Source organism: Nostoc foliaceum FACHB-393, from assembly GCF_014698505.1.
Classification (GTDB): Bacteria; Cyanobacteriota; Cyanobacteriia; order Cyanobacteriales; family Nostocaceae; genus Nostoc; species Nostoc foliaceum_A.
On sequence record NZ_JACJTD010000017.1, the window covers coordinates 13,016 to 28,495 of the forward strand.

Sequence of the window (15,480 nt, forward strand, 5' to 3'; positions counted from 1 at the left end):
ATTGATTCTCTATTTTTAATTACGAATTACGAATTATTTTGTCGCATTTGCAAAATTTCTTGAGCAGCGCGATCGCACACGCCAATTTCTCCTAAACTTTGCCGCATTTCCTGATAATCTGCTAAAGTTTGCTCTCTGCGACTGGGATTGAGTAGCAGTTCCATCGCTGCTTGGATAATATTCTCTGGTGTGGCTTGCTCTTGTAAAAATTCTGGCACAATCGACTTCATCACTACTAAATTGGGTGGCGATGCAAAGGCTATAGAACCTTTGAGGATTTTACGAGCTATCCAAGCAGTCAAGCGACTCAGGCGGTAAACTACAACTTGCGGCACATTCAACAGAGCAAGCTCCAGGTTGACAGTACCAGATTTGCTAATGGCTAAATCAGCCGCAGCAAAAACTTCCTTTTGTTGACCGGATAGGACTGTAGCCCGCAAACCATAACTCTCAATAGCCTCCTCAATTGGCTGTCTATAGGCTTCCAGCGATAGGGGTATCCAGAAATGAACTTCAGGTAATTTAGCTTGAATAGTTTGGGCGGCTTGAAAAATAATTGGTAAAAGATATTTTAGTTCTTGGCGGCGAGAAGCGGGGAGGAGTGCGATCGCAATTTGTTCTGGTGCAATCCCCAGCATTACACGGGCTGCTTGGCGACTGGGAGCGTCTTGCATTCGGTCAACCAAAGGATGTCCTACCCAACTAACTTTTGCCCCTTGCTCGCGGAAATAACGGGCTTCCTGTGGAAAAATTGCCAACAGCTTGTCTGTAAAACCAACAATCCGGTTAGTTCTACGCAAACTTAATGACCAAGCCCACTCTTGGGGAGCAATGTAATACACTACAGGTACATCTGGTAACTGCCGTTTCATATAAGTCCCAATTTCCAGATTGGGAGTCATATAATCGATCAGCACCACTAAATCTGGTGGATTTTGTTTTAGGGAAGCGATCGCTTGTCGTTGCACCTGGAGAGTTGGTAAAACATAAGGTAGCCCTTCTAAAATACCCATTGAGCCAATACTACTGGTATTGCCCAGCAGAATTGCCCCAGCCTCTACCATTTTTTCGCCACCTAGCGCCACAATCTCTAAGTCCAACCCAATTGCCACAGCTTGACGCTTCAGCGCTGTAATTAGCAGCGATCCTTGTAAATCGCCAGATACTTCGCCAGTGCTGATAAATATCCGCATTTGATAATTAGTAATTAGTAAAAATTAGGAGTGAGGAATGAATAGTTGGGAGTGAGTAGTTAAGAGTTAGGAGTTAAAAATTCAATTGATAACTCCTAACTCATAACTCATAACTCCTAACTACTAATTCACATCTCACGATTCATCACTCGCGCCCTTTTTCCCCTTACCAGGAATCAAGCCACGCCTTCCTGGCATCTGAGAAAGTAGCAGGAAGCGGCGTAGATGTTGCAAGTCTTCGCTATCCCCTAACATTTCCAATTGTTCCAAAGAATCCTTAAAGGACAAATCAGAACGGTAGAGAATACGGAAGGCTTTTTTCAGCGTTTGCAAATCTGCTGAGTCCATACCAGACCGTTTGAGTCCGACAAGGTTAAGGGTTCGCACCCGCGCTGGATTTCCCTCCACGAGCATATACGGAGCCACATCTCGGTCAATACGTGCCATACCTCCCACCATTGCGTGTCTACCGATATGCACAAATTGATGGACACCTAAAACCCCACTCAGCCTAGCGCGTGATTCTATATGGACATGACCTGCCAACGCTACAGAGTTAGCAATCACTACTTGGTCTTCAATCACACAGTTATGAGCTACATGGACATAAGCCATTAGTAAGTTACCATCGCCAATCACCGTTGCTTCACCAGCACCGGTAGCGCGGTTAATAGTAACGTACTCACGAATCAAGTTATTATCACCAATTTTGACCCAGGTTGGTTCTCCTACAAACTTGAGATCCTGAGGTTCCATGCCGATGGCTGCACCTGTAAAAATCTGATTTTGCGCCCCAATTTCACAAGGCCCCTCTAGCACTGCATGAGCGCCGATTATTGTTTCAGGGCCCACTTTGACATGCGCTCCAATCACAGCATAGGCACCGACTTGCACTGTATGGTGGAGTTCCGATTTTGGATGAATTACAGCAGTTGGATGAATTAGCGTTTTCAAGGGTGAATCTCCAGAACTGTCTTGATAAGTCAGCGCCAGGTAGGTTTCTGAGGCAGGGTGTTACTCTGCTTAAGAGAGTTGTACAGACTGCCGTCCTATCGAGGCGACTGGTAGAGCGTGAAGTATTTCAGTGAACGAAAGTGTCGGGCAAAGCAAGTTAAGTGTGTTTGCGAGTGCGTTTCGTAAAGAGGGCGTCGAAAATCAAGAAATTATCAGATGCTGTTGTGGATTTTTTTAACTGTTATCCTTCTCAGGATTCAGTATGGGCATTTCACGGCTATGCCATACCACGAAAGCAAACTTTTAGTTAACTAGGGAAAACATTAATTCCCCTTCACAAGCAAGTTGACCGTCAACTTCGGCACGACCTTGCATCTTACCGAAACGACGTTGTTTTACCCATAACAGTTCCACTGTCATGATTAGTTGATCCCCCGGTACGACCTGACGGCGAAAGCGAACTTTATCGATACCAGCGAAGACGAACAGCCCGCCTTCTACCGAAGACATTTGAGTTAGCACAATGCCCCCAACTTGTGCCATTGCCTCGACAATTAGCACCCCTGGCATCAGTGGGCGTTCAGGGAAATGCCCCTGAAAATGGGGTTCGTTGATAGTGACATTTTTGACACCAACAGCTTTTTCACCTGGAACGTAGTCAATTATTTTGTCTACAAGTAAAAATGGGTAGCGGTGGGGTAGCAATTTCTGAATTTCTTCAGATGTGAAAGTTGTTTTAATCTCAGAACTGATTGTAGTCTCATTTATAGCCTGTGGTTCGGTAGATGTAGTTGTATCGATGGTATTCACTTCAGTGAGGATTGACATTGGCCGTGTAGTTGATTTTTCATTTTAAAGTTAAATAGGCAGGCGTATATCCAAAGCCTTGATAATCCTAGATTTTAAGCTTTAGTTCTAATCCAAAATCTAAAATCCCAAATCTAAAATTCTTTGAGCTAGTTGAATGTGTAAATTGTGACTAGCTTTATACGCCAAGAAATGAGCACGAGGAAAAGTTCCTAGTAAACTTAAATCTCCTACTAAATCCAAGATTTTATGACGAACTGGCTCATTTGCAAATCTCAATGGTGGATTTAGCCAGCCTTCTGGCCCACAAACGAGTGCATTATCTAAGCTGCCACCTTTTATTAACCCTGTTTTTTGTAAGTGTTCAATTTGATGCAATAACCCAAAAGTACGGGCAGGAGCAATTTCCCCAGCAAAGCTAGCAGAAGCTTTTCCTACTTCAGCGGTTAGTGACCAACTGTGCCATTGATTACCAATGGCGGGCATGTCAAAATCAATACCATAACTAAAGCGGGTTTCTGGTGCTGGGAGGGCACATACAAATGCATCTCCTTGATAGACCCATATTGGTTCTATAACAACCAAGGGGGCTTGGTTGTTAACGGGTTGTGATACTAAGCCAACTTGGGCAATATTGGCTGTCCAGACACTTGCTGAACCATCTAAAAGTGGGACTTCTGGACCATCAATTTCAATCCGGGCATTATCCACACCCATACCCGAAAGGGCTGCCAATAAATGCTCTACTGTGCGAACAGATATCTCAGCCTTACCCAACTGAGTTGAGAGAACAGTGTGACTAACTGCCCCAACTTGGGCTGGAATGATCGGCAAATCCGGTAAATCCACCCGCACAAAGTAGCGTCCACTTCCCGCCTCAGCTGGTAGTATCCGCACCTGGGTACTCACACCGCTATGCAGTCCCACCCCTACTTGGATGATTTCGGCTGCTATAGTGTGCTGTTGCATAGCCGAAAAGTCAATATATGTCGTTTAGTATTGTTCATCGTCTGTTTTGGTAGAATCCCTGATATTCCCCTAAAAATGTCATTAAACCCTTTATCGGAACAGTATTGAGGTAAATGTAAAAATTAGCAAGCTAATTAGGAAAAGAGAATTGTCATTAGTCCTTTGTTATTCACCAATGACCAATGACTAATGACTAATGACAAATTAAAATCTTTCGCCAATACCGAAATTAATCCGGCTATCACCGTCATCGTTGATACCGTAGTCAATACGAATTGGCCCCAGTGGAGACTGGACGCGAACACCGAGACCATAGCCGTAGCCACTCCCGTTCTTATTGAGCACTTCAGCTGCCTGGGTACTAGTTCCCAGGTCACTGCCAATATCAAAAAATAGTGCGCCGCTGACTACTGAAAAAACTGGGAACCGATACTCAACTGATGCTTGCACATAAGAGCGTCCACTACCTAATGCTCCTTCTTCATAACCGCGAACGGAGTTGCTACCACCAATGGTAAAGGCTTCGTAGGGAGGCAAGTCACCGAGGATGGTTCCTGCTTGCAGATTAAATGCTAAGGTTTGTGCGCCTTTGCTGAGGCTAATCAATTGGACGGGTAAATATTGGCTGTAGCTACCCCGCAATCTGGTAAGTAAAATGTTGCCTTGTCCTATAGGCACCGACTGATCTACACCAAAGCGGAGATAAGAACCGCTAGTGGGTTGCAAAGGGTTATTACGGAGATCGCGCTGTGCACCTAATTGCAATAGCACTAAATCGTCTTCACCTGAACCAGAGAAGCTAAGTGGAATTTCGCCGCTGGTGCGGTTCCCATTATCGTCAAAAACCGCTCCTGTTCTTCTGAGGTTACCATCGGCATCACGGGCAGAAACTCTTTGATACTGGAAACCGGCTGAGGCTGTCCATACTGAACTTTGGTAAGGATTAGCGGAAAGGGGACGGGTAAAGGTGACACCGCCACCTAGACGGAGAATGCGGGGGCGATCGCCTTCATCTGTTTGCCCCTCTTGAAATGTCCTAATATCTTGATCTTTGCCATCAAAGATCAACGAAATGGAACTCCGGCGAAAAAGATTGGTTGTGTAGGAAGTCCGGTAAGGATCTCCCGCAATCCAGGGGTCTGTAAACCGCACGTCAAACAGAAGTTCCCGTTCTCCCACTTGTACTTCCGCTCCCAGTTTTTGGTTCCTACCGTTCAGGTTTTGCTGTTGATAGCTAACTGTTCCGAAAAGTCCGCTAGCAGAACTAATCCCTGCCCCAGCTGCAATAGAACCACTGCTGCGTTCAGCTACATTGACTACTACATCCACTTTGCTAGGGTCAGTACCAGGGTCAAGGGACACATTCACATCTTCAAACAGTCCCAGTCCATACACGCGCTGTAGGTCTTTTTGCACTGTGTTGCGATTGAATACTTGTCCTGGCTTCAACTCCAATTCTCGTGTAATGATGTAATCCTGTGTGCGTCCCCGAATCGGTTGTCCCTTCTCGTCTGTCTCTTGACCATCTTTATTGCGGAATCGGACTCTAATGTTTTCTACTACACCTTCTGCTACTTGTAAGGTAACAACTCCGTTTTCAGAGACTTGTGGTGCTCCAATCACGTTAGCTAGCACATAACCTTGGTCTTGATACCGTTTGTTTAACTGCTTGATGCCTTCTTGTAAGTCACGCAAGTTGAGGATTTTGCCATACTGCTCCCGAAATACTTCATCCACTGTATTAGCTGGGAGTACGGAGGCAACACCAGTGCCAGGATTGGCTTGCACTTCAACTTTGCTCAGGACGGGGTTAGGCTGTACAACAAAGCTCACCCGCACTCCCAAAGGGGTATCTTCTGGCGCTGCTTGAACATTGGAGAAGAAGCCAGTACCAAAGATGGCGTTAATATCTTCTTGCAGTTGGCTGCGGGTTGTCGTTCGCCCTGGTTGGGTACGAATTACTCTGTAAACTTGGTCTTCCAATTCTGGTGGTAGTTGCCCAGCTTGCGATCTAACTACTACTTCCGATACCAGTACGCGGGGGTCATTGGCTTCTGGGGCTGCGTTGGGTTGAGTGTCTCCCGGAGTTGTCGGCGGGTTAACATTCTGGGGACTGGGAGTAGTGCCTGGGCTTGGGGCAGGTGTTCGTTGTTGACCATCGGGCAATGGAAGATCAGGAGCGGTAGATGGTTCGGGAGTTGTAGGTAATAAAGGTTCCGTTGTTGGTGGATTGACATTTTCTGGGACTGGAGTAGTCTCAAGAGTTGGAGAAGGCGTTGGTTGTTGAATTTCTGGCGGTGGAATGTCTGGAGACGGAGACGGCTGTTGAGTAGGGCTAGGATCTATTTGAGAGGTTTGTGCCGTTGTTGACGTTGTGGAGATTGGCACTATTACTTCTGGTGCCGCGTAGGCGTAGCCCGCCGCAGGCATCGCTGCTGGATTGGCAGGGTAAACTGCGACAATGCGCGATTTATCCGCCTCCATAACCCCTGTGGAATTAGTCCGAGATTCTATAATTTTACTAGAGTCACCCTGACCAGTGTCCTTTTCTGGCTGCTGATTAGTTTCTAGTGTCAAAACTTCTGTTGTCTGTTTTGAACTGTTGGCGGTTTCTGCATTTGCACTCAATGAACCGCCCAAAGGGGCTGCAATTGCTACTACTGCTAGCAATACGGGAGATAAACGCATTTTACTTATGATTCCTCTTCACGACCACACACACACCATCACAAGGCAATAATGCCCTCATGCCAAAGGTAAAACTCAAAACATAATTTTTTTCTTTTGCTTTTTTACTTTACAAGGCAAAAGGCAAAAGGCAAAAGGCAAATATAATTCCTTCTTACCTTTTGGTTTTTACCTGTTTAACTTGTAGTTTCTACTGCTTTTAGCACTCTTTGTAAAACCTCCTGGTAGGCATCCTCTACATTTCCTAAGTCTCGGCGAAAGCGATCTTTGTCCATTACCCGCCGATTTGAGTCCTCTTCTGCGATATCCCACAAACGGCACGTGTCGGGGCTAATTTCGTCTGCCAAGAGCAACTGCTGTCGTGAGTCCAAACCAAACTCTAGTTTGAAGTCTACTAGGGTAATACCGCACCGCTGCCAAAAGTTATTGAGAAATTCGTTGATTTGCAATGCTAGATGAGTAATTGCGTCTACTTGTTCCGCAGTAGCTAGTTCTAGCAGGTAAAGGCGATCGCGTGTCAACAAAGGATCTCCTAACTGATCGTTTTTGTAATAAAACTCAACCAAAGGCTGTTTCAGAATTGTACCCACTGGTAACCCTGTTTGCTGACACAGACTGCCAGCAGCTATATTTCTGATAACTACTTCTAAGGGTAAAATCTTTACTGCTTTAACCCGCATCTGATTCGGGGTAGGACTGTCAATAAAGTGAGTCTTTATACCATTTGCCTCCAACTGTTTAAAAAGCTGGCTGGAAATGCTACAATTAATTTTTCCTTTCCCTTGAATACTGCCACGCTTTTGGGCGTTAAACGCCGTGGCATCGTCTTTAAAATCGGCCAACAAGACTTCGGGATCGTCCGTTGTATAGAGAATTTTTGCTTTGCCTTCGTATAACTTGGAATTAACAGACATGGTGGCAGGTAAAGTTTTAGGCGATGGACAAAAGTTGTCCTTTGAGGCTTCACCATTTTATCTTTAGTTATTAACTATTAGCCATTGGTGATTATTTAAGAGGGTCTAAGGACGCGGGTAATTGGGCAGAGGTGCAGAGAGGAAAGATTTTCCCTCAGAATAACCCGCTCCTTTCTCTATTGACTCTTCTGGGTCAATCGTCAGTAGAAAGCTGCTAGAGATTCACAACTAAATCTCTAACTTTTAACAGACGACAATTGGCTTTGGTGCATAGTATGTTGACCTCGGTAGTTTCACCTGCAAAAAGTTGTAATTATTTTTGCAAAAACAATTACAAAAATATACGGGTGTGTTTTAATAGCTTCTAATTCAGGGTTTCGACTGAAGTTAACTACAATTTGAGGTGCATAACTTAAGATGAGAGAAATTAACAACCGGGAGGACAATCAAATATTCTCTTGAGTTACTTTGACAGAAACTTGTTTTGTAACATTTACAACAAAAGTATTTCAAGCTTCATCTTCTAGTCTCAAAATCTGAATCAACCAATTCCTGCATCACTAATTGGAAAAGGAGTTGGATGATTTGATTTCCCCAGTCTGACAAAAGAAAGATTAGGTTAGCTAGTGATTCAGCTTCAGATATTCAAACAGAAGGAGAGTTGAATAAATTGGAGAACAAAATAGTGAACAAGGATGATTTTCTCTATCCTCGTGGTCGCTACTACGGTCAAGTAAAGCCAGAAAACTTGGTTTTTAATGCAAATCTACAGGAATTTGCCCAACGAGTAAGCTACATTTGCAACCTAGAAACAGGTGGAAAACTACCTCCAGGTGAAGCTTACGAACAAATAAAGGATCTATGGAAACAGTTGAAGCGCTCAAAAAAAGAGCTAAAAATTGGTGAAGACCCATTTCAGGATGACCAGGGGGAGGTTCAAGGTTAAAGTGGAGACGCAAAGATGCAGGGACTGATAACTCCTAACTCTTTGACTCAAAACTACTTAGTAAGCATTGCCCAGACACCATCCCACAATTCTGGGGGCGGCGTTTGTTGATAATTACGCGCACGTTCTAGGTGGATATCAACAGCTTGGTCTTGGGGTTGGATGCATTTGGCCGCTTCAAAACAGGCGATCGCTTGTGAGAAGTTGCGCGATAAATAAGCAGCGCGTCCAGTATGATAGTGGAATAAAAACTCTTGGGTTTTGGCATCTAAAGGAGTATTACGATCGCCAATTAACTCGTAGATATTAACTGCCTGGTGTTTCCCTTTGACTCGGATTTTATCTAACTGGCGCACCCAAATGCGATCGCTGCAAAGCTGGTAAGTAAATTCACTTAAGAGAATATCACAACCATAATCCTTAGTTACCGTTTCCAAACGCGAACTCAAATTTACGCCATCTCCAATTACGGTGTAATCCATCCTTTTGCGGGAACCAATATTACCCGAAACCACTTCCCCAGAACTAATCCCAATACCAATACGAATTTGTGGCTGGGCCTGGATAATTCGTCGCTGGTTAAATTCCTCTAAGCGTTGCCGCATATCTAACGCTGACTGCACAGCCCTCCAAGCATGATTTTCTGTCAGCGGTAGCGGCGCTCCAAACACCGCCATTAAAGCATCACCAATAAATTTATCGAGAGTACCCTCGTAGTTAAAAACCGCCTCCACCATTGTTTCAAAATATTGATTGAGCAGCAATACTACTTCAGCTGCACCGAGATTTTCTGTAAGTGTTGTGTAGCCACGGATATCAGAAAATAAGATAGTTACTTCCTTACGCTCACCCACCATCAAAGCATCTTCCCCCAGAGCCATGACTTGTTCGGCTACATGAGGCGTTAGGTAGCGGGACATGGTAGTTTTCATCCGTTTTTCCTGGCTGATGTCTTCCAGCACTACTAAACCACCTCTGACACCGCCTTCTGGGTTAGTTAGGGGATTAACAGTGAGATTCGTACTGCGTTCTAATTTTTGCACCTCATCAGCGGTGAGAAACTCAGATTGAGGAGTGAGGGGTAGATTCCAGGGAATGAAAACATTGGGATTAGTGCGATCGCGCACTGCTAAGATTGAATCTTGATTTCTAAATTTTGATTGTTGAGTCTCACTTTTAACTCCTAACTCCTCACTCTTAACTTGAGAAACTCCCACTATCAAACTTTGCTCTGGAACATAATGTTTAGCTCCAGTTTTTAAACTATCTTCTAACCGCATTTGAAGATTTTCAATCGGCACAACTTCCCAAACTAGGCGACCAATCAAATTTTGTTCCCACAAAAGCTTGTTGTTCTTGCTATTAACGTCTTTTATAGGACAACCTAGTAACTCCAGGGCTGCATCATTAATCGTGACAATTCGTCCTGCCATATCTGTAGAAATCACAGCATCTGAAAGACTTTGTAAAATGTCTTTTTGATACTGTTTTTCTAACAGCACATTTTCAAACAGGCGAGCATTTTCTAAAGCAACTCCTGCCTGGATATTAAAAGCCCGCATAAACTCTTCATCAGAAGCGCTAAAACTGTTTTGTTGCTTATTAATTAATTGTGTGACCCCAATTAATTCATTTGCAGAATTAAATACTGGCAAACACAGGATATTGCGAGTTACATACCCAGTTTTTCTATCTGTAGTCGGGTCAAAGCGGGGGTCTTTATAGGCATCGGAAATATTTAAGGCTTCACCTGTGGAAGCCACATAGCCAGCAATGCCACGGTTAACGGGAATGCGAATTTCTATCAAGTTTGTGCCATCTGCCGCCGCTGCCACTTTTGTCCAGAGTTCGCTCATCTCCTTACGATATAAAAACAGTGTGCTGCGGTCTGCTTGCATTAAAATTCGAGCTTGCTCCATAACTATCTGCAAAGTTGCTTCTAAATCGAGACTTTGCCCTAGTGTCTGAGTTGCCCGCAACAAAGCCGTTGCGCCTCGTTGATTGCGAGCTGCTACATAAAAAGATTGGCAACTTTCCAGAATAATACCAATAGAAGCAGCGAAGTCTCGAAACCGTTCTTCATCATCAGAATTAAACGGAACATTCCCGGTTTTATTAGCCAGTTGCACTACCGCGACAGTCTGGTTTTTGCTACTGATGACAGGCATACATAAAATATTATGTATTTTGTAGCCCATTTGGTTTTCAAGTTCTGGGCTAAATAAGGGATGAGTATAAGTTTCAGATATATTTAGATATTGACCTGTGCTAGCAACATGACCAGGAATACCTACTGTAATAGGAGTCCGAATTTCTAAGAATTTTTGGGTATTATCCTGGGGAACTTTAGACCACAGTTGACCTTTGTCATAGTCAACTAAAAAAATAGCTGTGTGTTCTGCTTGCAGGATTTGACCAATTTTGAGTGTGATAGCTTCTAGCACCTTCTCCAACATAGTTTCTAGAGCTTCATTATTAATCAGTTCAATGGCTCTAAGAAATTGCTGGAACTCAGCAGTTATGAAGTCCAATAAGCAAACAAATTCATTAACAGATAAGTCTTTAACACGACGCAGTAGAGCGTGAGTACGATTAACTTGAGTAAGTTCAGTTAATGTAGCCAAGACGCTGCCAGGATTGGGGAGTGTCACGTCGCTTCGCTCCGAATTCAAAATTCAAAATTCAAAATCAATAATCCCCATAAATAAATGGGTTTATATCATGAGTCTCTTTCAGTCATGGGAATTTTAGATTTTGGGCATGGGGCATGGTTATGTTCTTTGTCCCCCTTGTCTCCCTCATCTCCCGATAGACGCGATTAATCGCGTCTCTACCCATTCCCCACTCCCCTATTTTGTCAACTGTTGAGAAAATATCACCTTTTGGTAATAATCTTGTAGCTGTTTGGTGGCAGATGGCCAACCCCAACTCTCTGCTTCCTGCCGAGCATTTTGACGGATGATGTCTCGTTGTTGTTTTTGTTCTAAGAGGCGAATAGTAGCAGCGATCGCTCCTTGAACATCTGCTGTTGGCTCAAAAAGATATCCATTTACACCATCTGTCACAATATCAGGAATTCCCCCAGAACGAGCTGCTACTACCGGACAACCAGCTGCCATTGCTTCTAGTAGTACTAAGCCTAGTGTTTCTGTACGCGAAGGAAAGATAAAGGCATCAGCACTCGCAAAGGCAGAACCTAATTCTTGCCCCATGAGATATCCAACAAAATAAGTGTTTGTGCCAGCAAAGTGTTTTTGCAATGCTTGACGGTGGGGCCCATCCCCAACCAATGCCAACCGCGCTTCAGGAATTGCTTCTAAAATTGGTTTGATGCGCTCAATTTCTTTTTCAGCGGAAAGCCGCCCCACGTAAAGTAGTAATGGACTTTCTGGATGATTTTTTGATAGGCGCGATCGCATCTCTACACTAGCTAAATCGGGGTGAAATAACTCAGTATCTACCCCGCGTTGCCATAAATCTACACGTTCAATACCATGTGCTGTCAGTTCCTCCACCATTGCTGTCGAGGTACACAGATTTAAAGCTGCTTGATTATGAGCGCCTTTCAGCAGTTCCCAAAGAAAACCTTCCAGCATCCCCAAGCCGTAATGCTGGAGATATTGGGGTAAATGCGTATGGTAAGACGCTACTAAGGGTATTTTGAGGATTTTGCTATAAAATATCCCAGACAAACCTAAAACTGCTGGATTCACAACATGGATAACATCTGGCTTGAACTCTTCTAAGGCGTACCCAATGGCTGGGCGGGGAAGTGCCATTTTCAATTCTGGATACAATGGCAGAGGAAAGCCAGTAACGCCATAAACTTTAGCGCCTTTGTGTTCTGTGATGCCTCCATCAGGCGCAATCACCAGCACTTGATTACCATTACGCTGTAAATGGTCAACAGTATGGCGCAGGCGCGTTACAATGCCGTCAACCTTGGGTAAAAAGGTTTCGGTAAATAGAGCAATTCTCATATAAAACTATTCAGTACAGGCAAATAATCTCAGCTTAAGAATCTATTTTGCTAACAAACACAGAGTAAACTGTCTCCTGCACTGTAATCAATTCTGCACAGCCAGACTTAATGTTTTGCCCCTGCTTTTGTCCAAAGTCTGAGATGTCCTCGATGTAAGCAGCTAATAGTTGATTACGTAATCTTAAACTGAATAGCGCTTTATGCATGATAAATCACAATTAAATAGTCGTCATATTGTGCCAAAATATGACGACCATTTTTAAGCCAGTTATCCTAAGTTCTATGCCAAGAGACTTTGGGCAGAATTTGTTTGTGATCAACTCGTTTCTGATACTTGATCGCAAAGTTTAACAGAGAATCGAGCAAAGAATCAGAGAGCAAATGTGGCTCTAAACCTAAATCGAGCAATTTAGTGTTTTTAGCGTTGAAGTAATGTTCTTCTTTCTCGACTCTGGGATTATCTAGGTGATTGATTTCTACATTCAATCCCATAGTGTTACCAGCTTTTTTCACCATCAATGCCAAGTCGCCGACGCTGAATTGCTCGGTAAATTGGTTAAATACGCGGAATTCACCAGCTTCGGCAGGGTTAGCGATCGCTAATTCCACACATCGTACTGTATCCCGAATATCCAAAAATCCGCGAGTTTGTCCGCCTTTACCGTAGACAGTTAAGGGATGTCCAATAGCTGCTTGAATACAAAAGCGGTTTAGTGCAGTACCAAACACACCATCGTAATCAAGCCGATTAATCAATAGTTCGTCCATCCCCGTTTCTTCGGTTAAGACGCCATAAACTACACCCTGATTTAAATCCGTTGCCCGCAATCCCCAAATCCGGCAAGCAAAGTGGATGTTATGACTATCATGAACTTTGCTTAAATGGTACATTGACCCAGGCTGCTTGGGATAAGGTAGGGTATCTTTGCGTCCATTGTGTTCAATGGTGATATACCCTTCTTCGATGTCAATGTTGGGTGTACCGTATTCACCCATCGTCCCCAGCTTCACTAAATGACAGTCGGGGAAATCTTCCCGCATGGCGTACAGCAAGTTCAACGTACCAACTACATTATTGACCTGGGTAACAACTGCATGTTCTCGGTCAATCATGGAAAATGGGGCCGAACGCTGTTCACCAAAATGCACCAGAGCATTTGGCTGAAATTGCTGTAATGTTTTATGGAGAAATTCGTAATTAGTAATATCGCCGATGAACAAATCGATAGATTTACCCGTCAAATCTTGCCAGCGCTGGAGACGTTGCTGAATTAGTGCGATCGGAGTGAGAGTTTCGACACCTAGTTCATTATCCCAGTGCCGCCGCACCAAACTATCTAAAATTCCAACTTCATAACCTCGATTGGAAAGGTAAAGAGCAGTTGCCCAACCGCAATATCCATCACCACCAATAACCAGGACTTTCATCTTCACCAGTTTTTACTCGCTGATAGCTAAATCTATCAGGTTTCTGTACCCTCTCAATCATCATTCTGAGAGAGATATGGATTTAGGCATCTGGGGAAGGAGTGGGGAGACAAGGAGGACAAGGGGAACAAGGGGGACAAAGAAAATAATTATACCCAATACCCAATTCCTTAAAACTTGGAAATCTGATACTGCTCGGCAATGTAATAAAACAAACGATAGTAATTTTGAAATTCTTGGCTCTTGCTTCGTCCCCGCCAGTAGTATTTTACTTGACTATGAATTAGTGTCAGTGTCATCGAACCTACTCCTTCATCAACTTCTACAACCATTACCCCAGATACTCCTTGGGCGGTCTGAAAGTTGGAATTTATCTTTTTCGCAGACTTTTGTTCTGTAACAATCGAATTTGGTGGCTGCTGACTTGCCCACCCCCGAATTTCCACGGAGTTATCCTGTGGTGAAATAAACGCAATTCCATCATCATTTTCTGGGGCAGCTAAAGAAGTCCAGTTACTTGGATATGGAAATTCAAAGCCGTAACGAGAGTTACTGTAAGTTTTCCAGGCGATCGCTCCGGCGTTAAAATCATTTGCAGTACAACCCCACAGCATTACTAACAGCGCAATAACTCCGCTAACGCTGGCGGCAAACCTATAAATTCTTCGTCCCAAACTACAGGTTTTATTAGCAGTAGCCATTTACATTACACATTTTGCCAAAGTTACTGATTTTTATAGAAGGCTCTGTATCACTTTTTTCTATGCTGGTGTCATTCGCTGGCATCTCTTGTGGATATCAGTTGTTTACAACCGGAAAGGTGTTCAACTTTAATCCGCTTACGCTACAAATAGTGAAAAAATAAGCCAACTCAGGCAATCATTAAATTAGCGATCGCTAATTCATGTTCTGGTAGAAATCTTAGCTGCTCCCTTAACCAGAAGATCACACACCCAAGTTATTAATTCCTGTTGGTTTTTTAAACAGCTTTGATAAAAGACTTTTAAGGATATGTGGCAAAAGTGCTGGCCCTGGTAAAAAGACAATACCCAACTGTATTTCCGCCTCTAATGTAAAAAAATGTAACAAAACTAGCGTCAAAACGTTTTGCTGTCTTGACAAGCAAGAAAAGAACCGATACCTTGATATTCATACCCGGGTAAGACCGTTAAAGAGTTATATGCAAACGCAAACTAAGCAAAAGGTCACTTTGTATTTATCGCCAGAGTTGCACAGAAAACTGAAGATTCGTTCAGCAGTAGATTCTGAGCCAATGTCAGAACTTGCCGAACGTGCCCTTGGTTTTTACCTGTCCCATTCAGAATTAGTTGACGAGTTAGAAGATTCTTCTTATGGGCGGACTCATAGAGTTTATTCATGCCCAACTTGTGATAGCTCGCTAGTCTTACGTGATGGGGAACTGGTTACTTTAGGCAATCAACCAGGGGTAGTTGGTCAAGAACATCTTTCCATTGATGAAATGGATGAAGATGAAACCAATCCCAAGGGTGAGGAAGAGTTAGTTCCTTGCTAGATAAATAGGAATCATGAATAAATAATTCATAATTCGGTTGTCTTTACCAGAAGCAATGTCTCTAC

13 protein-coding genes are annotated in these 15,480 nt (G+C 43.6%); 2 read left to right on the plus strand and 11 right to left on the minus strand.

All coding sequences use genetic code 11. From position 1 onward, the window contains the following. Positions 1-26 precede the first annotated feature (26 nt). From lpxB to purC, 6 genes are all read right to left on the minus strand, one after another. A complete protein-coding gene (lpxB, locus tag H6G92_RS15675) occupies positions 27-1,193 on the minus strand; it encodes a lipid-A-disaccharide synthase (protein ID WP_190894587.1) in 1,167 nt (388 codons plus the stop codon). A gap of 135 nt (positions 1,194-1,328) precedes the next feature. Continuing rightward, positions 1,329-2,147 carry an acyl-ACP--UDP-N-acetylglucosamine O-acyltransferase gene (gene lpxA / locus H6G92_RS15680; protein WP_190894588.1) on the minus strand — a complete coding sequence of 273 codons (819 nt, stop codon included), beginning with the start codon at positions 2,145-2,147 and terminating at the stop codon, positions 1,329-1,331. A gap of 303 nt (positions 2,148-2,450) precedes the next feature. Beyond that, positions 2,451-2,975 carry a 3-hydroxyacyl-ACP dehydratase FabZ gene (fabZ, locus tag H6G92_RS15685; RefSeq protein ID WP_190894589.1) on the minus strand — a complete coding sequence of 175 codons (525 nt, stop codon included), beginning with the start codon at positions 2,973-2,975 and terminating at the stop codon, positions 2,451-2,453. 99 nt (positions 2,976-3,074) lie between these two features. Next, complete coding sequence (gene lpxC, locus H6G92_RS15690) at positions 3,075-3,923, minus strand: UDP-3-O-acyl-N-acetylglucosamine deacetylase (RefSeq protein WP_190894590.1); 849 nt, start codon at positions 3,921-3,923, stop codon at positions 3,075-3,077. A gap of 204 nt (positions 3,924-4,127) precedes the next feature. After that, positions 4,128-6,611 (minus strand): BamA/TamA family outer membrane protein, encoded by a 2,484-nt coding sequence (locus H6G92_RS15695; protein ID WP_190894591.1) that lies wholly within the window; start codon positions 6,609-6,611, stop codon positions 4,128-4,130. 176 nt (positions 6,612-6,787) lie between these two features. Next, positions 6,788-7,525, minus strand: a complete 738-nt coding sequence (gene purC, locus H6G92_RS15700) for a phosphoribosylaminoimidazolesuccinocarboxamide synthase (protein ID WP_190894592.1) — start codon at positions 7,523-7,525, stop codon at positions 6,788-6,790. Between the two features lie 670 nt (positions 7,526-8,195). Here purC and H6G92_RS15705 point away from each other — a divergent pair. Further along, positions 8,196-8,471 carry a DUF7219 family protein gene (locus H6G92_RS15705; RefSeq protein ID WP_190894593.1) on the plus strand — a complete coding sequence of 92 codons (276 nt, stop codon included), beginning with the start codon at positions 8,196-8,198 and terminating at the stop codon, positions 8,469-8,471. A gap of 53 nt (positions 8,472-8,524) precedes the next feature. Here the strand turns inward: H6G92_RS15705 and H6G92_RS15710 are convergent, their stop codons facing one another. The 5 genes from H6G92_RS15710 to H6G92_RS15730 form a co-directional block, all read right to left on the minus strand. Continuing rightward, positions 8,525-11,122: a GAF domain-containing protein gene (locus tag H6G92_RS15710; protein WP_190894594.1), complete on the minus strand. Its 2,598-nt coding sequence runs from the start codon at positions 11,120-11,122 to the stop codon at positions 8,525-8,527. A gap of 198 nt (positions 11,123-11,320) precedes the next feature. Next, entirely contained in the window at positions 11,321-12,451 is a 1,131-nt protein-coding gene (locus H6G92_RS15715) for a glycosyltransferase family 4 protein (RefSeq protein WP_190894595.1), read from the minus strand. Positions 12,452-12,485: 34 nt separating this feature from the next. Further along, positions 12,486-12,659 (minus strand): hypothetical protein, encoded by a 174-nt coding sequence (locus H6G92_RS15720; RefSeq protein WP_190894596.1) that lies wholly within the window; start codon positions 12,657-12,659, stop codon positions 12,486-12,488. A gap of 67 nt (positions 12,660-12,726) precedes the next feature. After that, complete coding sequence (locus tag H6G92_RS15725) at positions 12,727-13,881, minus strand: NAD-dependent epimerase/dehydratase family protein (RefSeq protein WP_190894684.1); 1,155 nt, start codon at positions 13,879-13,881, stop codon at positions 12,727-12,729. A gap of 170 nt (positions 13,882-14,051) precedes the next feature. Further along, complete coding sequence (locus tag H6G92_RS15730) at positions 14,052-14,582, minus strand: hypothetical protein (protein WP_190894597.1); 531 nt, start codon at positions 14,580-14,582, stop codon at positions 14,052-14,054. Between the two features lie 479 nt (positions 14,583-15,061). On the opposite strand from H6G92_RS15730, the gene H6G92_RS15735 reads away from it, so the two are divergent. Next, entirely contained in the window at positions 15,062-15,415 is a 354-nt protein-coding gene (locus H6G92_RS15735; protein ID WP_190894598.1) for a hypothetical protein, read from the plus strand. The last annotated feature ends 65 nt before the right edge of the window (positions 15,416-15,480 follow it).